This window comes from Aquimarina besae (assembly GCF_042434905.1).
Lineage (GTDB): Bacteria > Bacteroidota > Bacteroidia > Flavobacteriales > Flavobacteriaceae > Aquimarina.
Window position 1 is genome coordinate 3,519,437 of the sequence record NZ_CP170199.1, and the last position, 24,395, is coordinate 3,543,831.

General features: G+C 33.4%; 24 protein-coding genes. 11 read left to right on the top strand and 13 right to left on the bottom strand.

Going from position 1 to position 24,395, the window contains the following annotated elements; all coding sequences use genetic code 11:
- Nucleotides 1-78: 78 nt before the first annotated feature.
- From ACE94K_RS15525 to ACE94K_RS15580, 12 genes are all read right to left on the bottom strand, one after another.
- Nucleotides 79-1,389 carry an MFS transporter gene (locus tag ACE94K_RS15525; protein ID WP_378174210.1) on the bottom strand — a complete coding sequence of 437 codons (1,311 nt, stop codon included), beginning with the start codon at nt 1,387-1,389 and terminating at the stop codon, nt 79-81.
- A gap of 86 nt (nt 1,390-1,475) precedes the next feature.
- Nucleotides 1,476-2,297, bottom strand: coding sequence for a M48 family metallopeptidase (locus ACE94K_RS15530; RefSeq protein ID WP_378174213.1), 822 nt, complete (start codon nt 2,295-2,297; stop codon nt 1,476-1,478).
- Between the two features lie 122 nt (nt 2,298-2,419).
- On the bottom strand, nt 2,420-4,822 hold the full coding sequence (locus ACE94K_RS15535) for a glycoside hydrolase family 31 protein (RefSeq protein WP_378174216.1): 2,403 nt from the start codon (nt 4,820-4,822) through the stop codon (nt 2,420-2,422).
- Between the two features lie 178 nt (nt 4,823-5,000).
- Complete coding sequence (gene glgB / locus ACE94K_RS15540; RefSeq protein WP_378174218.1) at nt 5,001-6,917, bottom strand: 1,4-alpha-glucan branching protein GlgB; 1,917 nt, start codon at nt 6,915-6,917, stop codon at nt 5,001-5,003.
- Complete coding sequence (locus ACE94K_RS15545; protein WP_378174221.1) at nt 6,914-8,554, bottom strand: phosphotransferase; 1,641 nt, start codon at nt 8,552-8,554, stop codon at nt 6,914-6,916. The genes glgB and ACE94K_RS15545 overlap by 4 nt, the downstream gene beginning before the upstream one ends.
- A 9-nt stretch (nt 8,555-8,563) precedes the next feature.
- Entirely contained in the window at nt 8,564-10,504 is a 1,941-nt protein-coding gene (locus tag ACE94K_RS15550; RefSeq protein WP_378174224.1) for an alpha-1,4-glucan--maltose-1-phosphate maltosyltransferase, read from the bottom strand.
- A gap of 232 nt (nt 10,505-10,736) precedes the next feature.
- A complete protein-coding gene (locus ACE94K_RS15555; protein WP_378174227.1) occupies nt 10,737-12,008 on the bottom strand; it encodes a glucose-1-phosphate adenylyltransferase in 1,272 nt (423 codons plus the stop codon).
- Nucleotides 12,005-13,420: a glycogen synthase gene (locus tag ACE94K_RS15560; protein WP_378174229.1), complete on the bottom strand. Its 1,416-nt coding sequence runs from the start codon at nt 13,418-13,420 to the stop codon at nt 12,005-12,007. The genes ACE94K_RS15555 and ACE94K_RS15560 overlap by 4 nt, the downstream gene beginning before the upstream one ends.
- Before the next feature lie 220 nt (nt 13,421-13,640).
- On the bottom strand, nt 13,641-14,441 hold the full coding sequence (locus tag ACE94K_RS15565) for a DNA alkylation repair protein (protein ID WP_378174232.1): 801 nt from the start codon (nt 14,439-14,441) through the stop codon (nt 13,641-13,643).
- 62 nt (nt 14,442-14,503) lie between these two features.
- The gene (locus ACE94K_RS15570) at nt 14,504-14,818 is read right to left on the bottom strand and encodes a hypothetical protein (RefSeq protein WP_378174235.1); all 315 of its coding nucleotides are present in this window, start codon (nt 14,816-14,818) and stop codon (nt 14,504-14,506) included.
- Between the two features lie 136 nt (nt 14,819-14,954).
- Nucleotides 14,955-15,635, bottom strand: coding sequence for a helix-turn-helix transcriptional regulator (locus ACE94K_RS15575; protein WP_378174238.1), 681 nt, complete (start codon nt 15,633-15,635; stop codon nt 14,955-14,957).
- Between the two features lie 8 nt (nt 15,636-15,643).
- Nucleotides 15,644-16,954, bottom strand: a complete 1,311-nt coding sequence (locus ACE94K_RS15580) for a cation:proton antiporter (protein ID WP_378174240.1) — start codon at nt 16,952-16,954, stop codon at nt 15,644-15,646.
- 163 nt (nt 16,955-17,117) lie between these two features.
- On the opposite strand from ACE94K_RS15580, the gene ACE94K_RS15585 reads away from it, so the two are divergent.
- The gene (locus tag ACE94K_RS15585; protein ID WP_378174243.1) at nt 17,118-17,990 is read left to right on the top strand and encodes a pirin family protein; all 873 of its coding nucleotides are present in this window, start codon (nt 17,118-17,120) and stop codon (nt 17,988-17,990) included.
- A 13-nt stretch (nt 17,991-18,003) separates the two neighbouring features.
- Here ACE94K_RS15585 and ACE94K_RS15590 read toward each other — a convergent pair whose 3' ends face one another.
- Nucleotides 18,004-18,852 carry a hypothetical protein gene (locus tag ACE94K_RS15590; RefSeq protein ID WP_378174246.1) on the bottom strand — a complete coding sequence of 283 codons (849 nt, stop codon included), beginning with the start codon at nt 18,850-18,852 and terminating at the stop codon, nt 18,004-18,006.
- A gap of 364 nt (nt 18,853-19,216) precedes the next feature.
- On the opposite strand from ACE94K_RS15590, the gene ACE94K_RS15595 reads away from it, so the two are divergent.
- From ACE94K_RS15595 to ACE94K_RS15640, 10 genes are all read left to right on the top strand, one after another.
- Nucleotides 19,217-19,372: a hypothetical protein gene (locus ACE94K_RS15595; RefSeq protein WP_378174249.1), complete on the top strand. Its 156-nt coding sequence runs from the start codon at nt 19,217-19,219 to the stop codon at nt 19,370-19,372.
- 41 nt (nt 19,373-19,413) lie between these two features.
- Nucleotides 19,414-21,225, top strand: a complete 1,812-nt coding sequence (locus ACE94K_RS15600) for a tetratricopeptide repeat protein (RefSeq protein ID WP_378174251.1) — start codon at nt 19,414-19,416, stop codon at nt 21,223-21,225.
- 11 nt (nt 21,226-21,236) lie between these two features.
- Entirely contained in the window at nt 21,237-21,908 is a 672-nt protein-coding gene (locus tag ACE94K_RS15605; RefSeq protein WP_378174254.1) for a DNA-binding response regulator, read from the top strand.
- 85 nt (nt 21,909-21,993) lie between these two features.
- Complete coding sequence (locus ACE94K_RS15610; RefSeq protein WP_378174255.1) at nt 21,994-22,176, top strand: YegP family protein; 183 nt, start codon at nt 21,994-21,996, stop codon at nt 22,174-22,176.
- 184 nt (nt 22,177-22,360) lie between these two features.
- Nucleotides 22,361-22,633 carry a hypothetical protein gene (locus ACE94K_RS15615; protein WP_378174258.1) on the top strand — a complete coding sequence of 91 codons (273 nt, stop codon included), beginning with the start codon at nt 22,361-22,363 and terminating at the stop codon, nt 22,631-22,633.
- A gap of 35 nt (nt 22,634-22,668) precedes the next feature.
- Nucleotides 22,669-22,899, top strand: a complete 231-nt coding sequence (locus ACE94K_RS15620) for a hypothetical protein (protein ID WP_378174261.1) — start codon at nt 22,669-22,671, stop codon at nt 22,897-22,899.
- Nucleotides 22,900-22,906: 7 nt separating this feature from the next.
- Nucleotides 22,907-23,197 (top strand): membrane protein insertion efficiency factor YidD, encoded by a 291-nt coding sequence (gene yidD / locus ACE94K_RS15625; protein WP_378174264.1) that lies wholly within the window; start codon nt 22,907-22,909, stop codon nt 23,195-23,197.
- The gene (locus ACE94K_RS15630; protein ID WP_378174267.1) at nt 23,198-23,335 is read left to right on the top strand and encodes a hypothetical protein; all 138 of its coding nucleotides are present in this window, start codon (nt 23,198-23,200) and stop codon (nt 23,333-23,335) included.
- A 482-nt stretch (nt 23,336-23,817) separates the two neighbouring features.
- Nucleotides 23,818-23,982 carry a hypothetical protein gene (locus ACE94K_RS15635; RefSeq protein ID WP_378174269.1) on the top strand — a complete coding sequence of 55 codons (165 nt, stop codon included), beginning with the start codon at nt 23,818-23,820 and terminating at the stop codon, nt 23,980-23,982.
- Between the two features lie 2 nt (nt 23,983-23,984).
- Nucleotides 23,985-24,392, top strand: a complete 408-nt coding sequence (locus ACE94K_RS15640; protein ID WP_378174272.1) for a hypothetical protein — start codon at nt 23,985-23,987, stop codon at nt 24,390-24,392.
- Nucleotides 24,393-24,395: the final 3 nt, after the last annotated feature.

Here is a 24,395-nt window from a genome sequence, read left to right on the forward strand (position 1 = left end):
GATCATAAAATTAGATTAGAATGGAAACATAAGTGTCCTCAAACGAAAGAATATTTGTTTCTTTTGAAAATTTTTCCACTATTGATTTCTAGGTACTCGGAAAAGAAGAAATATGCCTAATGCAAAAAACACTACTAAAAATAATGTAGCACTCCGCATGCTACCTGTATACAAATCAACAATTGCATAGACTCCCATTCCTATTACAATTCCAACTTTTTCTGCAACATCATAAAAACTAAAAAAGGAAGTGGTGTCTTCTGTTTTGGGTAAAAATTTAGAATATGTAGATCTAGATAAAGCCTGAATTCCTCCCATCACTAACCCAACTACCCCTGCCGCCAAATAAAAATGTATTGGATCAGTCATGAAAAAAGCGTAAATACAGATTAAAACCCAGATAATATTAAGAACTATTAAGGTATGAATATTACCATACTTATTGGAACATCTAGATGTGATTATAGCACCTCCTACAGCGACTATTTGAATAATAAGGATACTCAGAATTAATCCAATAGTTTTATTATCATCGCCCCCCCAATTTATTTCTTTTTCTCCAAAATAAGTGGCTATCAACATTACTGTTTGTACTGCCATACTATATACAAAAAAGGCAATCAAATATCTTTTTAAATGAACAGTTTGAGACATAGATTTCCAAACGCTTTTTAATTCTCTAAATCCTTTAAAAAAGACATCTTTGGTAACTTTATGTCCAGAGCTGTAACCTTTTGGGAGGTAATAATATGAGTATTGACTAAAACCAATCCACCACACACCTACAAGTATGAAAGAATATCTCATACCTGTTAAAGAACCTGTTCCACCATCTCCAAAACCAAAAACATTAGGAAACATTACCATTCCTAAGTTTAATAAAAGGAGGATAACACTTCCGATATATCCTAAAGAATAACCTTTGGCACTTACTTTATCATGCTGTTCTGGAAATGCAATATCGGGTAAATAGGAATTGTAGAAAACAATACTTCCCCAAAAGCCTACCAAAGCGGTAACATAACAAAAAAGACTATAATAAATGGCTTCTTTATTAAACCAAAACAATCCTACGCAGGATAAAGCTCCGATGTAATTAAAGAATTTCATGAACACCTTTTTATTACCAATATAGTCAGCGATACCCGATAATACAGGTGAAGTAACAGCTACAAAACTAAAACCAATTGCCGTGGCAATTGTAATCAAAGGAACACTTCTTATATTGAATCCAAAAACCTCGACCATTTCTCCTTTTTCAAATAATGCCCCATAAAAAATCGGAAATACAGCTGATACAATGGTTAAACTATAAACAGAGTTTGCCCAGTCATAAAAGGCCCAGGCATTTAACAGTTTCTTATGACCTTTAGGAAGTGTTTCTCGCATATTTTATAATTAAAAAAACTGTTCCGGATTGTTCCAGAACAGCTTCTAAAATAGGTATAATCTTTTTAAGATTTTAAAATTTACAATTATTTAAAAGATGTTACTCCAAATTTCTTAGCTTCTGCTTTTGCAGCAGGAGACCAGGCATTCAGATTGGCAATACGTGTGTCATTTGAAGGATGCGTACTCAGAAACTCTGGAGGAGCTTGTCCACCACTGTTGGCTTTCATACGTTTCCATAGTTCTGCTGCCTCATCCGGATTATATCCAGCAATGGCCATTAATTGCAGTCCTATACGATCTGCTTCTGTTTCGTGACTTCTACTAAAAGGCAACATCACTCCTAACTGACTTCCTAATCCAAAGGCAGTTCCAATAATTTGTTGTGTTTCCTCTTTTTGTCCACTAGCAGCTACTGCGGTAGCTACTCCGGCCACTTGTTGAAGTTGTGCTGCACTCATTCGTTGTTGTCCGTGATTAGCCAATGCGTGAGCCACTTCGTGTCCCATAATCGCTGCTACACCGGTTTCACTCTGTGCTATGGGCATAATACCTGTATAAAAAACTATTTTTCCGCCAGGCATACACCACGCATTTACAGTTTTGTCTTGTACCAAGTTGTATTCCCATTTATAATCTTTAAGATATCCAGGATATCCGTTAGCATTTAACCATCTTTCTGATGCTCTAGCTATTTTTTGTCCTACACTCTTCACCATTTCGGCTTCTGCTGTTCCAGTAACCACCTTATTCTCTCCCAAAAACTGGTTGTATTGCTGAAAAGCCATTGGTAAAATCTGTGAATTTGGCACCAAAGCCAGTGTTTGTTTACCAGTGAAGGGATTGGTCGCACAGGAAAGGAATAAGAATATAGATCCAAAAGCGACTATAATATTTTTTGTTTTCATAATGATTTGTTATCAACAATTGAGTGTTAAAATTACAAAAATATCAAGCAAATAATAACATAATCAGTCTCTATTTTTAACTCATATGAGGATTTAAACAATTACCAAGTTTATTTAAAAAATCACCCCGTAATATGCAATTCTGCGAAATTTTTAGGAACTACTACAGTGTTTTCTTTTGCGTTAAACTGTAAATCCTTGAGAGGCACCACTACGTTATCTATTTCAATTTCACTAACAGTAAATGGTAATCCAATTAGTTCAATTTTCATATTTTCATATTCGGTGATATACGTTCCGTTTTTATGTTGTTGTATGATAATTTCATTCTCTTTCCCTGTAAAGGCAAAACTTCTTAGGCTAAACCTACCTTTGGCATAATCATAACCATCTTGCGCATCTTCATATACTTTAGAAATCTCTTTATTTCCTAATTTATAATATACCTCCAGCTTTAGTTCTTCAATTTTTTTCTCTCCTACATATTGTTGTATAGGATATTTTGGTATAATCGCTCCTTCTTTTATAAATAACGGAATGGTATCCAAGTCGGCATCTACCCATTGCTCCATACCTCCTTTTACATACTCACGAGTCCAGTAATTGTACCAGTTTCCTCGAGGAATATACAATCTTCTACCTTTTGCATTAGGCTCTTGAACCGGACATACAAGTATTTGATTCCCAAATATAAACTCATCTGTTCTATAATGCGTTTGAAGGTCTAATTGATCATATAATACCAATGACTTTAGCATAGGTATTCCTTCTTCTGCATACTCCCAAAACATGGTGTATAAATAAGGTAATAATTGATAACGTAGTTCTACATATTTTCTGGTAACATCAATTACTTCCTCACCAAAAGTCCAAGGCTCTTGATTTCCGTGATCTCCAGAAGAATGTGTACGACAAAAAGGATGGAACACACCTAATTGAATCCAACGGGCATATAACTCACCAGTAGGATGTTCTGCAAAACCACCAATATCACTTCCTGTAAATGACATACCACTCATACTCATACGCTGCGCCTGTATATTTGCAATCCAAAGATGCTCCCAAGTAGCTACGTTATCACCAGTCCAGGATGAAGTATAGCGCTGAGCACCTGAATATGCTGATCGAGTGATCACAAATGGACGTTTTGGATATGCAAATCGTTTGATTCCTTCATAAGTTGCCCTCGCCATCTGCGTACCATAAATATTATGTGCTTTTCTGTGGCTGCATGGATTTCCGTCATAATTATGGCGAACATCATCCGGAAATGTTTTGCCCGGCACCTCCATTACAGCAGGTTCGTTCATATCATTCCAAACTCCTTTAACTCCAATTTCATCAATAAGCTCTTTAAATAAACCAGCCCACCACTCTCTTACTTCGGGGTTGGTAAAGTCAGGGAAGAAACATTCTCCAGGCCATACTTTCCCTCTCATATAAGGACCATCTGCACGTTTACAGAAATAATCTTTATCCATTGCTTCCTGATATACCCAATATTGATCATCTATTTTAATACCAGGATCTATGATCACAATGGTTTTGTAACCATCCTCTGCCAACTCTTCTACCATTCGCTTTGGATCGGGAAAATATTCTTTATTCCACGTAAAACATCTAAATCCATCCATATAATCGATATCCAGATAAATGGCGTCGCACGGTATTTTCAAGTCTCTGAATTTTGAGGTAATTTCTTTTACCTTGCTCTCTGGATAATAGCTCCATTTACACTGGTGATATCCCAGTGCCCATAACGGAGGTAATTCTGGTTTACCTGTAAGATCGGTGTATCTTGTGATCACATCCTGCATATTAGGTCCATAGAAGAAATAATAATTCATCTCACCTCCATGAGCCCAAAAACTTGTAACATTTCGGCGTTCATTACAGAAATCAAAAAATGTTTTAAAAGAATTGTCGAAGAAAATCCCATAGGCTCTTTCTTCATACATCCCTATATAAAAAGGAACACTTTTATATAACGGATCCTGGTCTTTTCCGAAAGCATATTGGTCAGTTGCCCAGTTCTCTATTCGTTTCCCTTTAAGATTAAGGTGCATGGGTTTATCACCTAAGCCGTAATAACATTCTCCTTGCGGAGCGGATTTACTCATTTTTACAATGTTACCACCGTATTCATAGCTTTGTTCCCAGTGAAACCCCCAGTCATCTTTGCAAATAATATTTCCTTCTAGATCTCGAATTGTGTTTTTTAAATCTAATTTATGGATGTGGACTACTACCCGCGAAGTGATTATTTGATATTCTTTATCTTTTTCTACCACCTCAAGTTTACTATATCCTCTCGCGCCATCCTCGCTGATCGCATATGAAAAATCTTTTTCAAAATTATTATCGGTGGCATATCTAAAGCGAATAACACTTCCTCTAAGAATAGTTACTTGTAATATAACTCCGTTTTCTGTAGTAAAATTGATTTTATCTACGTTCTGGGAGAAGGATATTATTTTTCCTGGAAATAAATTTCCTTTTATTTCTAACTCAGTATTAGTAATCATAGCTGGCTGGTTTCTTTATCTTGTTTCTTGTTATGTAAAAAAACAATAACTATCTTAATAAAGAAACTCTTTTAATGAGTATTTATTAAGAAAAATCAACGAAAACGTTTGAAACTGCACTGAATTAACAATTGTTTAATGAGTTCTAATTACAGTTTTAAATTTTTACAAATGAGACTTAATTTTTTGTGTCAATTTTGAACACTACGGCTCCCAAAGGAGGGATATTAACTTCTGCAGAATACTTCCTATAATGCCATTCTTTGTTTTTTATCACGTATTCTTTTGATTCAAAATCCCCTGTACCTCCATAGGCTTTTTCATCACTATTAAATAATTGGATTAGCCTTCCTTTGTTAGGTAATCCAATTTTGTAAGTATTTCTTGGCACTGGTGTAAAATTGCAAGCTATAACCAATACTTCTTCTTCTTTATTACCTTTTCTTATATAAGCAACCACAGAATTCTCATGATCGTCATAGCTAATCCATTCAAAACCATCTGCACTAAACTGTTTTTCATAGAGTGCCGGGTATGTTTTATATAATGAATTAAGGTCTGTTATAAGCTTTTTAATTCCTGAATGATAGTCATATTGTAATAAATGCCAATCTAAACTAGCTTGAAAATTCCATTCTTCTCTTTGCCCGAACTCAGCACCCATAAAAAGCAGATTTGTTCCAGGATGGGTAAACATATAACTATATAACAATCGTAAATTTGCAAACTGTTGCCATTCATCTCCTGGCATTCTACCAATAATACTTTTCTTACCGTACACTACTTCATCGTGAGATAATGGTAACATAAAGTTTTCTGTAAAGGCATACGTCATGCTGAAAGTTAGATCATTTTGGTGATGTTTTCTGTAAATAGGTTCTTTAGCAAAGTATTGTAATGTATCGTGCATCCAACCCATCATCCATTTCATTCCAAAACCAAGACCTCCAAGAAAAGTAGGTTTTGACACCATTGGGAATGATGTAGATTCTTCTGCTATTGTCTGGACATCAGGGAAACTTTTATAAACTTCTTCATTTAGCTCTTTCATAAAAGCAATCGCTTCCAGGTTTTCTCTTCCTCCATATATATTAGGTTCCCATTCTCCGTCTTCTCTCGAATAATCTAAAAATAGCATAGATGCTACGGCATCTACTCTTAAACCATCTGCGTGGTACTGGTCTAACCAAAAAATTGCATTACTGATCAAAAAGCTTTTAACTTCGTTTCGTCCGTAATTAAAGATCAAGCTTTTCCAATCGGGATGATACCCTTTCCTTTTATCAGGGTGTTCATATAAACAAGATCCATCAAAAAATCCTAATCCGTGGGCGTCTTCAGGAAAATGTGATGGAACCCAGTCCAGTAAAATTCCGATGTCATTTTGATGTAATTTATCTACTAAAAGTTTAAATTCCTCTGGATAACCAAACCTTGAGGTAGGAGCAAAATATCCGGTAAGTTGGTAACCCCAAGATGGATCGTAAGGGTATTCCATAATAGGCATCAACTCTACGTGGGTAAAATTCATTTCTTTAACATAGTCAACCAATTCATCTGCCAATTCGGTATATGATAATGATCTATCTTCTTCAACTCTTCTTTTCCAGGAACCTAAATGAATTTCGTATACAGAAAAAGGCGCATTAATAGCATTATTCTTTTTTCTTTTTTTCATCCATTTATCATCCTTCCAAGCATAAACATCTTCCCAGACTACAGAAGCTGTTTTTGGTGGATGCTCACATCTACGTGCGTAAGGGTCTGCTTTTTCGGTTTTAATATCATTGTTATGGGCATGAATTTTATACTTATAAACACTTCCTTTTCCTACTTCCGGTATAAAACCTTCCCATATACCGGACTCATCCCAACGAACATTTAACTGATGTTCTCCTTCTATCCAAAAATTAAAATCACCGATTACAGAAACTGATTTAGCCGATGGTGCCCAAACAGCAAAGTAAGTCCCCTTTACTCCATCGACCGTAGTAATATGCGATCCAAATTTTTCATATAATCTATAGTGCTTTCCAGCTTTAAACAGATTGATATCAAATTCAGAAAATAAACTATGTACTATTACTTTACTCATACTTTTGGTTGGCTATTAATAATTTTTGAAATTCCTTTTAACGGGATCACTGCCCATCTAGGCCTGCTATTTAATTCATATCCTAATTCATACACTGCTTTTTCCAAAAGACAGTACTCAAGCATAAATTTAATTTCTTTTATATATCCAATACTTAAATTATGTGATTGAACATACTTTACGTATTTTCTTAGAAAAACTGCCGTCATATAACTGTAAAGTACGTCGGCAAAATGAAATAATTCTTCTTTAGAGTAATTAAAATTTTCCAGATTATTAAATATGGTTGCATACACTGCATAATTAAAGGATCTAAACACTCCTGCTACATCTTTAAGTGGCGACTGTTTCACTTTGCGGTCTCTAATGGTGCTTTCTGGTTCTCCTTCAAAATCAATGATATAAAAATCTCCCTGATCTACCAATACCTGACCTAGATGAAAATCTCCGTGAATACGTATACGCTCACCTTTTAATTTTAGCTCATCAAAATCAAGCAATTTTTTTCGTATTATTTTTTTGTTATCTAAAAATTCCTGTGCTAACTCCAGGCGTAAACCTTCTAACTTATGGAGATTATTTTCTACAAGATTAACACGGTTCTCAAACTGATAAATCAATCTGTTTTTTAACCAAACCGTATAATCACTGCTATATGTTTGTGGTGTAAATTGCATATTTACTCTTTCGAGTCCAAGTGCGACGTGCATCTGGGCAGTTCTAAATCCTAGCTGTGCTATATCTTCAAAAAACGATATCGGAACATGTTCTCTTATTTCCTCTGGAATGGCCTTGATATTGATCTTATCAAACATATCAACAGGTTTAAGTTGCATCACATCCGGATGTACCTCTTGTAGTGTCTCATAAATATCTTTTAATTTATTTGTAAAATACTCCCAGGCATCACCCTGATTCGGAACCAATTGTTGCATCAATGCCAGCGTGATTACATTTTTATCTGAAAACCGAAGAGTTATACTACCACTATATCTAGGAGTGTTTTTAAATACTCCCTTATCCGTTAAATACTTATTTATTTCATAATCAGGGTTTTGATCTACAAATATTCTTCTAAAAATCTTAAGAATATACTTGTCATTAAAAATAATAGAGGTGTTACTTTGCTCCACTCCCATTGCTTTTGATGAAACGTATTCATAATCTTCACATCCTCGTCCCCTTCTAAATTCCAGTTCTCCATATTTTGATTTAGCGCCTTCAATTATTTTTTCAAAAATTTGTTTCCTGAAAGATTCTAATAATGTAGCATCAACTAAAAAACCCTTTTTTTCATTGAGCAGAACTTTAGTTATAATTTCTTCCTGAGCATAATTATGGTCTGTTACCATAGCTAGTGGAATGAAATAGTTCTGAACAAATGCTTCTCTAAAATTAACTTCTAACACTAAACCGTAGAACAAATCATTTTCATCCTCAATTCTAAAATAATCTACTAATTCAATATATTTTAGCGCACTTGCTTTACCGCCATACCATCTTTTGGTAATGATATAAGGTTCTAAAATATCTTCGCTAAATTCTTTTATAAATTGGGGGTTTTCAAATAATTCAGACCATTCTGATTTATAGATATATACATCATTCAGGTCCTTTTTCTGGTTAGTATCAGACATTTGTTTACATCATTTAGTGATTTTAAATATGTGGAATGGCAATGCTGGATGTAATTCGACAAAATTCCATTCATGATGCCAATGATAACTACTTTTGGTAATCAAATCATGAACTTGTACTGTATGACCTTCGTGAATACCCAACTCATAAAGAGGTAATTGTACATGTCCATTTTGGGAATAATATGGATCTAAGCTAATTACTATCAGCAATTCATTGGTTTTATCTTCATCAAATTTATAAAATGCCATAAGTTGATCATTTTCAATATGACAGAATTTTATATTATTGGTTTGTTGTAATGCTGGATTTTCTTTTCTAATATGATTTAAACTACTCATTATAGTAGTAAGCTTATTCTTTTTATTCCAATCCCAATGACGTATTTGGTATTTTTCACTATCGAGATATTCTTCTTTGCCCGAAATAGCATCTGAAACCATTTGTTCAAATACTGGCCCATAAACACCTATGTTAGAACTCAATGTACTAGCTAAAGCATATCTAATTAGATATGTTGCTTCATTAGCACCTTGTAAATGATACGGATTAATATCAGGAGTGTTAGGCCAGAAATTAGGTCTAAAATACTCTTTCTGATCAGTCGTGGTTAATTCTGTAACATATGCTGTAAGTTCGTGCTTGTTTGTCCTCCAGGTAAAATACGTATAGGATTGAGTAAATCCTTGTTTAGCCAGCTGTTGCATTACTTTTGGTTTTGTAAATGCTTCAGAAAGGAATAACACATCGGGATGTTTTTTCTTAATTTCCTCGATCAACCAACCCCAGAAATGAAATGGTTTGGTATGAGGGTTATCAACCCTATATATATTAATCCCACATTCTTCTATCCAAAAGAGTGCTGTATCCAATAGTTCTTTCCACATTTTCTTCCATGCCGGTGTATCAAAATAAATAGGTTGAATATCCTGATATTTTTTTGGAGGATTCTCTGCATATTGGACGGTACCGTCTGGTCTCCATTTAAAAAACTCCGGAAAATCTTTTACCCAAGGATGATCTGGTGCGGCTTGCAATGCATAATCCATGGCTATCTCCATCCCTAAATCTTTGGCTTTGTTTACCAAACTTTTGAAATCGTCTAAAGAACCTAACTTTTTATGAATACTCGTATGACCCCCATCGACAGATCCTATACCCCAAGGTGATCCTACATCTCCTTCAGATGCTTCGGTCGTATTATTTTTACCCTTTCTATTTACCTCTCCTATGGGATGAATTGGAGGAAAATACAGTACATCAAATCCCATTTCTACAATTCTGGGCAATAGTCTTTCACAATCCTTAAAAGTACCGTGTTTCCCTTCTTCATCTGAAGCACTTCTGGGAAAAAACTCATACCAAGTACTAAATCTGGCTTTCTCGCGATCAACATATACCTGTAAATCCTGATAAGTAGCCATTAAACCTTTTGTAGGATATTTATAAAACAAATCGTGTAATCTATCTCCTTTTACCTCGGCTATTGCCTTATTATATTGTTTTTCATCCTCAAATATGTCTAATAACTCATGGATGTATTTCTGTTCTCTAGCGTTGGCTTGTTTTAGTAACTCTTGAAGATACTCTCTACCTTCTAAAAGTTCAGATTTTACAATTTGATTATCATCTATTTTACGAGTAGTTCCGTGTCGCCAGTTCAAAGCATAATCGATCCAACCTATAATCTGATAGGTGTAATACCCCTGCTTTTCTACTATAAATTCACCTTTCCAAGCATCATTTTCTAACGGTTGCATTCTGGTCTCTGACCAATTACGTTCACTCTTGTGTTTATATCGTATACTTGCTTGAACTATATCGTGGCCATCACCTATAATATCTGCAGATATCTTTACTTTTTCATTAACCACTCTTTTAATAAAAAATGTTCCATTATTAATTTCAGGATACACATTTTCAATAACAACTCGCTCTTGATTTAACATGAAAAGTTTTAAATTAAATTGATTTGATTTTAGTATTTTGATAACAAGTCAAGCAATTTATTACTTATTTATGAAATTTTATCAAAGATTTTGTGAGATTTAGAGCTGTATTGTAAGAATTTATAAACAATAACGTTTTCGCATATTACTATAACGATATAGCAATTATTCCAGTTTCAGAAAAAATACCTGAAATACAAAAAATTAAGATATAAATTAAGAATTCTACGGATTAGATTTTGAATTCATTAGGAATAACAGCCCCTTTTCTTATGACCACTATCCCATCTTTTATAATATATCGATCATTATCGATGTCTTCTAAATGAGGTCCTCCATTGATTACGACATCGTCTCCAATTCTGCAATCTTTGTCAATAATGGTGTTATTAATCATACACCTCTGACCAACTCCTAAAAAGGGTCTATTCTCTTTAGTGTCAATTGCTAATTCTTCTAAATCCTGATATCGATCACTTCCCATCATATAGGTATTTTTTATGACGGTATCCTTACCTATTCTGGAGCGAATTCCGATGACGGATTGTTCAATTTCTTTGGCTTGAATCAAACAACCTTCTGCAATCATGGTTTTATTCAAATAAGTGCCCGATATTTTAGATGGAGGAAGTATTCTAGGTCTTGTCAGTATATTTCTTTCGTTATTAAACAAATCAAATTTAGGAATATCATTAGCCAACTCGATATTTGCCTCAAAAAACGAAGAAATAGTTCCAATATCGGTCCAATAACCCTCATACTGATACGCTAATACTTTGTAATCATTAATGGACTGCGGAATAATTTCTTTACCAAAGTCTATTCTACTGGGATCCGAAAGTAAATCTACCAACAACTGTCGATTAAATATATAAATTCCCATCGATGCAAGATACTCTCGGTTATCTTTTTTCATCTCATCACTTACCTCAGATTCCCAACCTGGTAACTGATCCATATTTGGTTTTTCTGTGAAAGAAGTAATAAAACTTTCATCGTTTGTCTTAAGAATTCCAAAATCGGTAGCATCTTTAGGGCTCACAGGTAATGTGGCGATAGAGATATCTGCTTGTTTTTTAATATGCTCCTCGATCATATCGTTTAAATCCATTTGATACAATTGATCTCCGGATAAAATAAGCGCATACTCAAAATCATGATTTAAAAAATGATGCATCGATTGTCTTACAGCATCTGCAGTACCTTGAAACCATGTTTTGTTGGTTGGAGTTTGTTCTGCTGCAAGTACATCCACAAAAGCCTGGCTAAATGAACTAAAAATATAAGTATTTTTAATATGACTGTTAAGAGAAGCCGAATTAAACTGGGTGAGCACAAACATTCTTTTAATATCAGAATGTATACAATTTGTAATAGGAATATCGACCAATCGATATTTTCCTGCAATAGATACTGCAGGCTTTGATCTGCTTTCTGTTAGTGGGGCTAATCTTGTTCCTTGTCCGCCTCCAAGGATAATTGCGAGGACTTTTTTGTTAATCATTGTGGTTGTTTTAAAGATTCATATAATTCAATGTATTGCTTAGCCGAATTATTCCAAGAATGGTCAATTTTGATGATCTCTTTTTGTGTTTTCCTATAGTGTTTCTGATCGTTATAAAATTCAATCCCTCTTTTTATTGAATTATATACATCTTGTAAATTTACCTGATTATGACAGATGCCAAAGCCATCGTCTCCGATATCAATAACTGTATCTCTTAATCCTCCCGTTCTTCTTACAATCGGGATCGATCCGTATCGTAGAGCGTACATCTGATTTAAACCACACGGTTCTACTCGAGATGGCATCAACAGAAAATCTGCTCCAGCATATATGATATGTGACAACCTTTCATCATATCCTATAAATGTATTGTAAGACTCTGGAAAGCGTTCTTTTAATTCTTGTAGTCGAGACTCTACTTCGGTATTACCAGATCCAAGAATTAAGATATTAACATCTAAATGATGCAGCGCCTCAGCAATAATATCGGGTAACAGATCTGCACCTTTTTCATACACTAACCTACCTATAAAAGCAAAAAGGGGTTTATCTTCATTAAATCCAAATTTTTCACAAAGCCATTTTTTATTAGCTTTTCTTCCGGAAACTATATTTTTTACTCCATAGTTTTCTATCACCATTGGATCTTTTTCAGGATCCCATGTATCGTGGTCAATTCCATTTAAAATCCCTATACATTTTGCTTGTTCATGGGACAATAAGCCTTCCAATCCATTTGCTTGACGCTGTAATTCTTGCATATAACTTGGTGAAACTGTAGTCACTCTCCACGCGCATTTAATACCTGTAGCTAATGGATTTATGCAATAATCCCAATCTAGCAATCCTATATTATGAAGATCGAATTGTGGTATATACTCTAATTTATCATACGAAAATTGTCCTTGGTACTGTGCATTATGAATCGTTAATATTGTTGGTATATCAATCAAACTCTGATATTTTTCTACCTGCGTTACCAAGAATGGTATGAGACCTGTATGGTGATCGTGACAATGAATGATGTCAGGTTTTATCTCTTGATCCGATATCCAGTTGAGAATAGCCAGTTGAAACGCCACAAATCTTTCTGTATCGTCATCATAACTGTATACTTCCGGTCTGAATAACAATTCTTTTTGATAAACGAGATATACCTGAAAACCAAATTCTTTAGACAGTAATTTTTTAATCGTAAAATCAAATACGTTTTCACCTAAGTGTATAGTGCCACTATATATCTCTTCATACTGATAATTGTGGATATTTTTGTTATTATAAAACGGAATAATAACATCAGTAACGCAGCCTAGGGCTGTAAGATATTTAGGCAATGAACCTACTACGTCACCAAGTCCACCAACTTTAGCCAAAGGATAACATTCTAAACTTGTGTGAAGTACTCGCATATCGTATTCTGCACTCTTAAATTTATGAAATCAACCTGATTGTCAATATCTTTTAAAAAAGCAGTTTAAAGCTATAAAAACTTACTTACATTCACCTTAATAATATTCAAAAAAGAATAAAATTTAATGATTTTTTAATAATTTTTTAGTATTCTAATTTTTGAATTAATAATTCTTCGATATATTGAGAAATCTACAAAATTTGTTTACAAACCCGTATCTACTTATTAATAGTTCGTAGAGCTTTTTTAATGATATATGCAGTGTCTTTGGAATTCGATTCTTTTTTCCATCGATTACAAATCTTTTGTACCCAATCCGGTCTTGATTTACTAGCATCATTTAACCAGTTTCCTAATGAATCTTTTACATATTTAGAGGTATCGGATTTTAAAGGTTCCAAAATATCTAAGGCTTTTTCCGGGGATTCTTTTAGCGCATCTATTTTTTTAGTCCAAACACCTATTGGTCTGGTTGCTTCTACCGCATATCGTCTTATATTCTCATCCTCATTTTTGATCCAGTTAGAGAAGATCATAATGGCTGAGTCTAAATCCTGAATGATATATTCTTTAGTAGCAAGAATAGCAACCTCTCTTACTCCAAAATGAGTATCTGCTGCGAAAGGCTTCATCGTATGTAATCGTTCTGTTATTGACATTTCTATCGCTCCATAATATTGTGCAGCCCAACATCTGGGAATATCAGATGCATGCATGGATAAATACTCAATAATTGTGGTGTCATTTGTTAACTGGGTAAATGTACTTCCTATAACTTTTGTATTGGAATTGGCTGTTGGCTTTTTTTGATTACCAACAGCTTCACAAAAGCTATCATACCAATGAGACTTATCTAAATCTTCTAATATCAGTTTTAATAATTTTAGTTGATCTACCGCAAGCCATTCCATTAGATTTACGGTTTCTATTCGCCCGTTATTTATATAATCCATTACCTCGGGATTAATATCTTTCAGGCTTCTGGGTCCTTTTCTGCTTAGGATATGCTCAGGAATCATGCTATCTGTTTGTGTAATTGGTTTTAAGTTTGGTATAACATCGTATTGATTTTTAAATATAACTATTCTTCAAATTGATTAAAAACATTCAGATGATACATTTCCATAGTCTCCGGTTTGATCACTTCAAAAATAGCAACAGCTTCAGGGTTTTTCATAATATCCTCGTTGGCTTTTTTGGCAGCATTTATATCTGTCCAATATAACAAGTCAATGAATTTACCATATTCGTTGCTTGCTGTAGTTCTGTCTATAAATCCATCATATAGTTTAATGATATCATTTAAAGAGGTAATTGCAGTTTTTACTTCTTCTTTAGAATAATCAGGATTTGCTTCAAATAATACTACTTCGATTGTGTACGGTTTGTTTTTCATAAGGTTTCTGTTTTGACTAAAAGTTGTTGCACAGCATAAAAACATACTAAGCATAATAGTTTGAATTAAGTGATACATAATTTAATTTTAATCAAAACTACAAGCAACCTATGACAACGGTATGTCAGTAGTAAAATTAATTTCTGATATATTTTTTAAAATATTCTTCCAGCGTGAAAAATTTGGGAGGAAATAACTCAGAAGTTTCGATAAGATTAATGATACGATCCGTTCTGAACTCACGATAGTCTTTTCTTAATCTGCAGTAGGCGATCATTACCCAAATCGTATTGGTAAAATACACACCAAGAGGTTCTATAGTTCGTTTGGTATATTCCTGAGATGCAGCAGTATATTCAATCTCTAACACTCGTAAATCTGTAATAGCTTTTTGTATTACAGACAAATAGGTACTTGACGGAGACTTTTCTAAAGGAGGACTTACAATGCGTTGTTCCAGAAGTTCTAGTTTTTCTTTCTGAGTCGAATTAAGGATTGCTTTTACCTTTTCGACAGCTTCGTTATAATCAGAGATTAAAGATTTGTCATTATTTGTATGTATAATTTTTGAGGCAGTGATCAGGGCATTAGCCTCTTTTTCTGTAAACATAATGGGCGGAAGCGAATATCCGTCTACTAAAAAATAACCAGTGCCTGCCTCTGCTCCTATAGGCACTCCTGCATCAGAAAGGGCTAACATATCTCTATAAATAGTGCGTATACTGACATCAAATTTATCGGCCAAATCCGACGCCTGCACCACCTTTTTAGATTGCAATTTTACTAAAATAGCCGTTAATCTATGTAGTCTCTTCATAGTATTACTTAAACATCTACTTCATCATCAGGATCAGGAGTTTCAATTTTACTAAGATCCGTGGTAGTGTTCATAATATACTCCGCTTCTTCTTCTGCAGCAGCTTCAATCTCTTCTGGTGTTAGCGCCGCTCCTTTTATTCTTTTATCTCTTATCATCCCACCAGTCATAATTAAACTGGTTCCTATAATTACAAATAATAAAATACCAGGTTCAAATCCAGGAATTATAGCTTCTGTCGGTATAGCATAGAATAAAAGTACGGTAATCAAACCTCTGGGAGCAATAAATAACTGTGGTGAAATGTCTTTACCAACAAATAATCGCAATAATCCGAATCTGATCACATAAATAGATATGATAATTAGAATACTGATCAAGGTAACTTTTATATTTAACAGTGAGGAAAGCGTTATGGTAATTCCAAAAATCACAAAGAACAAAGTTCTTACTACAAAAGCAGTTTCTGCCGTAATTACGTGCAATTCGTGATAAATAGCTTTGGCTCTTTCATAATCCAATAGTTTTTCTAGTTTCCATTGAAAAAATAATTTCATATTAGCAATTACTAGTCCGAAAATCAATATGATAATCAATGAAGACAAATGCATTTTTTTACCAACACCATATAACAGTAGTAACACTGCAATTAGAAGAAACAGCTTGACCTGACTTTTAATTTTTTGAAAAATTAAGATAATTCCGTAACTAGCTATTAATGAAATGATAATGGTTATAATTAAATTAAATACAAAACCAGTTACTCCGGCATCCTCTGCGGGGTTTAATTTTCCGGTAAGAAAATAGAACATCATAATTCCCAAAATATCTGAAAACGTACTCTCGTACACGTGAAATTCTTTTTTGGCTTCAGATAAGCCGGCGACACTAGGAATAATGATAGCACTAGATAAAATAGACAAGGGTGTTGCATATAATAATGCAGATTGCCAGGTCATTCCATCTATTAATGCCTTGAGAACAACTGCAGCAACATAAGCGGATGCTACTAAACCTATTAAGGCAATAGCCAGAGATTTCAGAATCGGAACCAGTTTTTCTCTTTTCAGTTTTAATTCCAACGCTGCTTCTAAAACAATCATAATCAAACCAACGATTCCCAATACTTCTAACATCGGAAAAAAATTGAAGGCTCCTTCTCCAAATGAATTAATAGCATACTGAATAATAATACCTAGAATAATCAACATCAATACAGCCGGAACATTCGTTTTCTTGGCAATACCGTTAAAGATAAAGGACAAAATAAGGACTAATGAAACTTCAATAATCAGGTTGTACGAGGAGAATATTTCCATAAGTTGGTATTGGTTATTTAAGATTGGTTTGGAAAAGATAGTAAAATAATTTAAAGTAAATACTTCATATCCTGATACGACTGATCCTTAGTATTTATTTAACGATCTACTCTACGCAAAAAGTGTATTTTAGAAAATTATAAATAAAAAAAATGCTGTTTTCATGTCTAATCAAGGTTTAATAATTGAAGAACGAAGTCGTGACATTGGGGATTTTCTGGTAGGAAGATTGATACCATTCAGAAAAAAAAGAATGGTAGGTCCGTTTATTTTTATAGACCATATGGGACCTACCATGATTAAGAAAGGGAATTATATGGATGTAGATCAACATCCCCATATCGGTTTATCTACTCTGACATATTTATTAGATGGAGAAATAATGCATCAAGACAGTATTGGAACGAATCAACGAATTTCTCCGGGATCTGTAAACTGGATGGTAGCCGGAAAAGGAGTTACCCACACAGAACGCACTCCAAAAGATATGCGAGATGGTTCAGAATTTTTAGCGCACGGATATCAGATTTGGGTGGCCTTGCCAAAACATTTAGAAGATATTGCCCCAGAGTTTCATCACTTAGATAAAGATGACTTACCACGTTGGATGGATGGAACCACAGAATTTAAACTTATCGCAGGAAAAGGATACGGGAAAGAATCACCATTACCTGTGCATTCAGAGTTATTTATGGTCGAAGTAAAAAGCACTGAACGATATAAACTAAAGATCAAAGGTGAATTACAGGGAGAAATTGGTATCTGCATTGTGGATGGTGAAATACAAGCTTGTAAAAACACTATTTCAACAGGAAATATGTTAGTTTCTAAAATAGAAGATAGTTGTTCGGTGATTTTAGAACCAAATACCCATTTATTATTGTTTGGTGGTCAACCATTTCCTGAAGAAAGACATATTTATTGGAACTTTGTGTCCTCGAGCAAAGAGAAATTAGAACAAGCTAAAGACCGATGGCGTAACAAACAATTTCCTAAAGTGCTTAATGATGATAGTTATGTGGTGATGCCTGAGTAGTTTGTAATAATGTTTACTCTTTCAATATATATTTACGAACTATTAATTGGGTTATGGGCTTCAGCTCAATATTTTCTGTAGGATGTATTCCGGATTGTGTAAAAAGTTCTACTTTATTATTTTTTCTATAATACCAATATTTAGGATCTTTTTCTCCACCTTCTCCAAAAAAGGTTTGAATGGTATCATTATTTTTTACTTTCTTAAAATTATCAACCCAATCTTGATCATATTTTAGACTAACACCTTTTGAATTGCAAGCTACTCTTTCATAATTATAATTTTTCCAAACCATGCAGTCTTTTTGCTGTAAAGCCTTGCCAAAATAAACGATTGCCAAAATCACAGAAACAAAACTTATTGTAATTGTAATTTTCTTCCAGGGAAAATCCTTATTTGATTTACCTTGAACACTTTTTTGAGATGGTTTTGTTTTATCTAGTATGGTTTGTTCAAGATTTGACTTTTCATCTAGTCTATCGGAAACCAACTCTTTTGGTATTTTCTGAAACTTGGCAAATGGTCTTGGTTTAAAATCTAATAACCAAGCTGTATATTCCACTACCTCTTCCCTAGGCTCTTTAGTCTTTCTATTAAGAAATTGTTTTACAGGAATAAGTTTATCCGCATCTACTGTATCCAAATATTTCAAAAATTCTTTATCCTTTGAAACTCTAAAATAAGATGATAATGTATGAACGTCTTGTTTGTTATTTTCGGTTTCAAAAATAATCTTACTAGCACTTTTAATTTTGCCAGGAGTAATCTTACTTAAAAAACGATTTAATTGATGATTAGAATCATTCTTTATACTCATAGAATATTCTAAAATCCCCTTTTTATAATCTTCAAAAGTATTCACAGGCACAACTTTTAATAAAACTTATAACGAATTTGACCTAATAATCCGAATTCATCCGAATGATCCGAATTACTTGCCTGTAGTGGGGTAACGTGGGTATATCTTGCGAAAGAATTTAGTTAAAGTCGCGATTAGATATCAAGACAAATGTATACAAACTAATTCAAAACCGGAAATATAAGACAGGATCAGACAGTTGATCCGGGAAGAACAACCTACTTTTTCTGTCTTTGACTTTCCAAACATTCTTCCCAAAACGAAGAGGCGCCTCTTCTCATTTAACGTGTTCGCTGAACGGCAATAATCCTCTGGGTTTTCATCCCGAACAGCAACACTATTGTTCAATTTTTTAAAACAAAAAAAGATGAGAAGATCATTTGTAATATTAGCAATAGTAATGTTTAGTTTATCAATATTTTCATGTACAACCGCTGATTTAGCCGAAGAAATCGCTATAGAAGAATTAGCTACAGAAGGTGAAGAAGGTCATATCCCTCCTGATGATGAAGACGACGATTAATTAAAAGGGATTATTCCCATTACATTTATTAATTTAGAGGAATGAAACATATACTTGCGTCATTCCTCTTTTTTATTTCTATGTCTTTCTTTTCTCAGGAAATTCAAACTAATGAATTACAAAAACTTGCAAATACTATTACTCAATTTGGTAAACTTAAGAATGTAGATAGTGCACTATATTGTTCTAAACAATTATTATCTAAATCAATCAGGCTTGAGGATACCACTTATATTTTAAAAGCCTACAATAATTTAGCAAAGTATAATAGAGTTAGTAAAAAATATTTTGCAGCAGTAAAATACTATGCAAAATCTAAGGAATTAAATCTCAGGATTGGAGATACTAATAAAGCTATAAATAAACTACGAAGAATATCCATTATTCAGTCAACTTTAGGTGATTTTAATTCTAGTGAAAGTAATGCTATAGAAGCTCTAAAGTTGGCTAAATCCTTATCTGACTCTATAGCGAGAACTCATCAGTTAGCTATTTATAATGATTTAGGAATCACTTCAAAAAGATTGAAAAACTTTAGAGATGCAAGTATCTGGTATCATAAGGCTTTAGCAATTACTGAAAATGCTTTGAACAGGATTACGATTAAAAACAACATAGCGATCATTAATATTGAAAAAAAGGAATATTCGGAAGCAATTGAAAATCTTTCTTTATTAATTAAAGAAGCAATACTTGCCAAAGCTCCAGAAGTAAAGGCAAGAATAATTGATAATTTAGCGTATGCTAAATCCAAACTAAATTATCCAAAAGCAGAAGAGCAATTACTAAATGCATTACAACTAAGAAAAAAAATTAATGACCTTTCTGGTCAATTTGCTAGTAACATTCACCTTACCGAGCATTACCAAGATCAAAATCAAGATAAAAAAGCATTATTTCACGCTAGCCAAGCTTATCAAATAGGACATAAACTAAAAAGTGCTACATCAAAGGCGGAAGCTCTCTCATATTTGATTGAACTTAAGGAAAATCCAAAAAAGGAAGCAATAGAATATAGAAAACTGACAGACAGCATCTATACTGCTAGAGAGCAAGCCAAAAATCAATTTGCAAAAATAAGATATGAAACAGAAGAAAACCGGAGAAGAATCTTAACTCTTAAAAAGGAAAAAGCAGAACAACAAGTAGCTATTCAAAAACAAAAAAATCAAAGACTAATTCTTATTTCATTAATATCCCTGCTTTGTTTAACCATAGGTTTTATTATTTATTACTTAATACAAAGAAATAAAACGGATAGAATAAAGGAACGCCACAGCACTGAAAAAAGACTTTCCAAAAAGCTACATGATGAGGTAGGTAATGATGTATTTTATTTGATGTCACAATTAAAAAATATAAGTGAGCAATCCCAAAAAACAAATAATGCTGAAATCATCGATGGTTTAGATGCTGTATATCATAAAGTACGAGATTTTTCTAGGGATCATACCATAGAAACAGGTGCAGAATATGGAGATGAATTATTATCTCTTTTGAACTCCTATGGAAATCAGGATATTAAAATTTTTACAAATACTTGGGAAGGCGATATTTGGACAAACATAGCCGACTATAAAAAAGTAGAATTATACTGGGTGCTTAAGGAACTATTGACTAATATGAAAAAACATAGTAAAGCGACCGTAGTATCTTTAAGTGTTACCAAAGGCAAAAATAATATCGTGATAACATATACAGACAATGGGATTGGTATGGACTTTACTACTTCTCAAAAAAGTAAAAATGGCCTGAATAATGTGGAAAACCGCATTAAAGAAATAAAAGGAACCATTACTTTTGAGACTAAACCATCAGAAGGTTTTAAAGCTATTATTGAGTTTGCCCCATAATATCAGAAACTATGTTTACAAAAATTATTATTGCAGAAGATATAGATAGTGAGAATCTCGGAATTATATCATCAATCAGCACATCCACTAAGGCAAGAGTTGATAATACCCAATCTTGCGATAAAACCTTGTCAAAAATAAAGGAAGCTTTACAGAAAAACGAGCCATATGATTTACTGATTAGTGATTTATCCTTTGACTTAGACCCTAGAATATCTCATAAAATAACTTCAGGTAAACAACTTATTGCCGCTGCCAAGGACGTGCAGCCAGATATAAAGATTATCGTTTTTAGTGGAGAAGACAAACCTGCCATCATCAAATCTCTTTTTGAAAATCATCAAATTGATGGATATGTTTGTAAAGGCCTCTATGGCTTATCCGAATTAAAAAAAGCCATCACAGAGGTCAATAAAGGAAACACTTTTAGTTGTCCGGTTTCTAAAAATGCTTTACATCAAAAAAATGTAACACAGCTGGATTCGTACGAAGTTCAACTCTTAAAATTGCTTGCTAACGGGTATAAGCAGGATGAAATCAGTCTTCATTTTGCTGAAAAAGGTATTGAACCCAATAGCAAACGCTCTATTGAGGACAAAATCCGAAAACTAAGACAAGACTTTGATGCCAAAACCACTATTCAATTGATCCATTTGGTAAATGGTATGGGACTAATTTCCTGAAATTTCTTCTCATTGTGGAAATCCACAAAGAACTCTTCTCTAATCAAATTAGGTTTGTAATGTATTAATGTATAAACCAAATATCATGGCGAATCCAAAATTTGAAATCAGAAAAAGAATAAATGGTGAATTTCAATTCAATCTTCGGGCTGGCAATGGAGAAATCATTGCTACTAGTGAAGGTTATGCGTCTAAACAAGGATGTAAAAATGGAATTGACTCTGTTATAAAGAATGCTCCTATCGCAGAAATAGAAGATCTCACCTAAGAACTATTTGAAATCCAACATTAAGCTTGTTATGGGGTAACGGGCTTTTATACCGACCTGTTAAGTTTTTAAAACCTGACAGGTCTTTTTCTTTCCAAAAGATGTAAGTCAATGTGGAAAACCACAAGGAATTGGTTGTAAGTACTGGTAAGTTTGGAGAGTATTAACTTAAAAAAATATAGCAATGGCAATATTACTAATAACCTATGACCTAAACGTAAATGGTCAGGATTATAAATCAATTATTGAAATTATTAAAAAAGCCCAAGATTACAAACACTTCATGAAATCAAACTGGTTTGTGAAAACTAGTTTAACACCTGAAGACTGGTGCAAAAAAATTAAACCAATAATTGATGAAAATGATTATCTCTTTATAGTTGACATCACAAAACAGCCAAGACAAGGATGGTTAAAAAAAGATGTCTGGGAGTGGCTTAACAAAAATGATGCATAAACAACGTGCTTTAATATTCAAATAAAAAATTAATTATGGAATATAAAGTTATACCCTTCGTGGCTTCTATTGGAAATAAAGAAACTTCAAAAGTCGTAGCAGATCAATTGGAAAAACTTATAAACGAACAAGATAACAATGGTTGGAAGTACGTCAGACTTGAAAGTGTAACTACTTATGTGAAACCGGTTAATGGTTGTTTTGGACTTGGAAGCAGTCCAGGTTTTACAACTTCAAGACAAATGGTTGTTTTTATAAGAAAATAACTCGCCAGTGAAAATCCTTCTAATCATACCAATAAAGCTATACTGGTTTTTCGTCGCCAAATCTAAAAGAAGACGCTGCATTTTCAGAAAATCCTGCTCGAACTATGTATATGAAGAAACTTGCAAAAAAGGGTTTATTTCAGGATTAAAAGCATTACGATATAGATATCAGAATTGTAGAAGTGACTTCATCATTTTTGATCATCCTATAAATGATCAGAAATTAATGTTATTACCCAATCAAGAAATTATAGAAGAAAAAGAAATCTCTGAACGATTAATTTATAAATACAAATAAATGGCAAAGAAAACAGTTCCTGTAAAACCTCATAGAAGATCTAAACCTTCTCCAACACCCAGACCAAATCCAAATAAACCTAAACCTGGACCAAAGACTGTCCCTGTAAAACCTCATAAAAGAAAACCTCCGAAGTAATAGTTAGAACTTATGGGATTCAAATACAATAAGTAGGATAAGATTAGGTAAAGGATTTGGTTTAAATATTAACAAGTCTGGTATCACCCCTAGTTAAAGAACTAAAAGAGGCTCCATAAGTTCTAAAGGATATTCAATTAGAACCGAAATTCCAGGAATGTCTATCGTAAGTCTTTTAAAAAGACTAAAGAAAGTGGGTGTTTATTTTTAATTCTATTGGTCTTAACAACGGCCGTATTAATGCTATAAAACTTATGAAAATGAAAAAAACTATTCTTTTGACATTAACAATTCTCTGTGTACTAATAACCATGAACTCTTGCTCTGAATTAGATGACTCTAGTGATAGTTCTAATAATATCTGTCCAGACACATCTAATTGTGGATGCTCTGGCAAAAATAAAGGCACATGCGAAAATGATTTTTGTTGCGATTGGATTGTAGGAGAAGGCTGTAAATGTAGTTAATCAAAAGCAAACAACATGGCGTATCGACGAGGATATTACAGAAAAGATGGAACATATGTAAGAGGTCATTATACCAGTTCTGTCCGAAGGACAAGAAAACCAAACAATAATAGCGGAAATGGATGTGCCTCTTTAATCATCCTTTTTATTATAATTCTAATCTCCTTAATAATAAACTAAATATGGAAAACTATACAGTCTCGGCAGAATTAAAAAGTCATTTCTTAAGGCTTTATAAAATGGCTCTATCTGATGATACTTTTGGTATACCTGAACTTCAAATGCTGTATCACTTTGCTGAAGAACGAGGTATTCAAAAAGAAGAGCTTGAAAAATTATTACTGAGTCCAATAGATCACGAATCGATAATACCAGAAAGTTTAGATGAGCGTATCGAATATCTATATGATTTGACGCGAATGATCTGGGCTGATGAAAAAATTACAGAAGATGAAATTATAACTTTGAAAAAATATTGTCGAAAGTTTCAATTCTTAGAAGAAAATATTGAAGATCTCTCAGACTACCTTTTGGATTGTGTGAAGAAGGGAATTAGTAAGGAAGAAATCATTGAACAAATAAAATCTTAACCT

Coding starts and splice junctions, on each gene's coding strand:
- ACE94K_RS15525 (WP_378174210.1), bottom strand. CDS start 1,389: ATGCGAGAAACACTTCCTAAAGGTCATAAGAAACTGTTAAATGCCTGG.
- ACE94K_RS15530 (WP_378174213.1), bottom strand. CDS start 2,297: ATGAAAACAAAAAATATTATAGTCGCTTTTGGATCTATATTCTTATTC.
- ACE94K_RS15535 (WP_378174216.1), bottom strand. CDS start 4,822: ATGATTACTAATACTGAGTTAGAAATAAAAGGAAATTTATTTCCAGGA.
- glgB (WP_378174218.1), bottom strand. CDS start 6,917: ATGAGTAAAGTAATAGTACATAGTTTATTTTCTGAATTTGATATCAAT.
- ACE94K_RS15545 (WP_378174221.1), bottom strand. CDS start 8,554: ATGTCTGATACTAACCAGAAAAAGGACCTGAATGATGTATATATCTAT.
- ACE94K_RS15550 (WP_378174224.1), bottom strand. CDS start 10,504: ATGTTAAATCAAGAGCGAGTTGTTATTGAAAATGTGTATCCTGAAATT.
- ACE94K_RS15555 (WP_378174227.1), bottom strand. CDS start 12,008: ATGATTAACAAAAAAGTCCTCGCAATTATCCTTGGAGGCGGACAAGGA.
- ACE94K_RS15560 (WP_378174229.1), bottom strand. CDS start 13,420: ATGCGAGTACTTCACACAAGTTTAGAATGTTATCCTTTGGCTAAAGTT.
- ACE94K_RS15565 (WP_378174232.1), bottom strand. CDS start 14,441: ATGATTCCTGAGCATATCCTAAGCAGAAAAGGACCCAGAAGCCTGAAA.
- ACE94K_RS15570 (WP_378174235.1), bottom strand. CDS start 14,818: ATGAAAAACAAACCGTACACAATCGAAGTAGTATTATTTGAAGCAAAT.
- ACE94K_RS15575 (WP_378174238.1), bottom strand. CDS start 15,635: ATGAAGAGACTACATAGATTAACGGCTATTTTAGTAAAATTGCAATCT.
- ACE94K_RS15580 (WP_378174240.1), bottom strand. CDS start 16,954: ATGGAAATATTCTCCTCGTACAACCTGATTATTGAAGTTTCATTAGTC.
- ACE94K_RS15585 (WP_378174243.1), top strand. CDS start 17,118: ATGTCTAATCAAGGTTTAATAATTGAAGAACGAAGTCGTGACATTGGG.
- ACE94K_RS15595 (WP_378174249.1), top strand. CDS start 19,217: ATGAGAAGATCATTTGTAATATTAGCAATAGTAATGTTTAGTTTATCA.
- ACE94K_RS15600 (WP_378174251.1), top strand. CDS start 19,414: ATGAAACATATACTTGCGTCATTCCTCTTTTTTATTTCTATGTCTTTC.
- ACE94K_RS15605 (WP_378174254.1), top strand. CDS start 21,237: ATGTTTACAAAAATTATTATTGCAGAAGATATAGATAGTGAGAATCTC.
- ACE94K_RS15610 (WP_378174255.1), top strand. CDS start 21,994: ATGGCGAATCCAAAATTTGAAATCAGAAAAAGAATAAATGGTGAATTT.
- ACE94K_RS15615 (WP_378174258.1), top strand. CDS start 22,361: ATGGCAATATTACTAATAACCTATGACCTAAACGTAAATGGTCAGGAT.
- ACE94K_RS15620 (WP_378174261.1), top strand. CDS start 22,669: ATGGAATATAAAGTTATACCCTTCGTGGCTTCTATTGGAAATAAAGAA.
- ACE94K_RS15630 (WP_378174267.1), top strand. CDS start 23,198: ATGGCAAAGAAAACAGTTCCTGTAAAACCTCATAGAAGATCTAAACCT.
- ACE94K_RS15635 (WP_378174269.1), top strand. CDS start 23,818: ATGGCGTATCGACGAGGATATTACAGAAAAGATGGAACATATGTAAGA.
- ACE94K_RS15640 (WP_378174272.1), top strand. CDS start 23,985: ATGGAAAACTATACAGTCTCGGCAGAATTAAAAAGTCATTTCTTAAGG.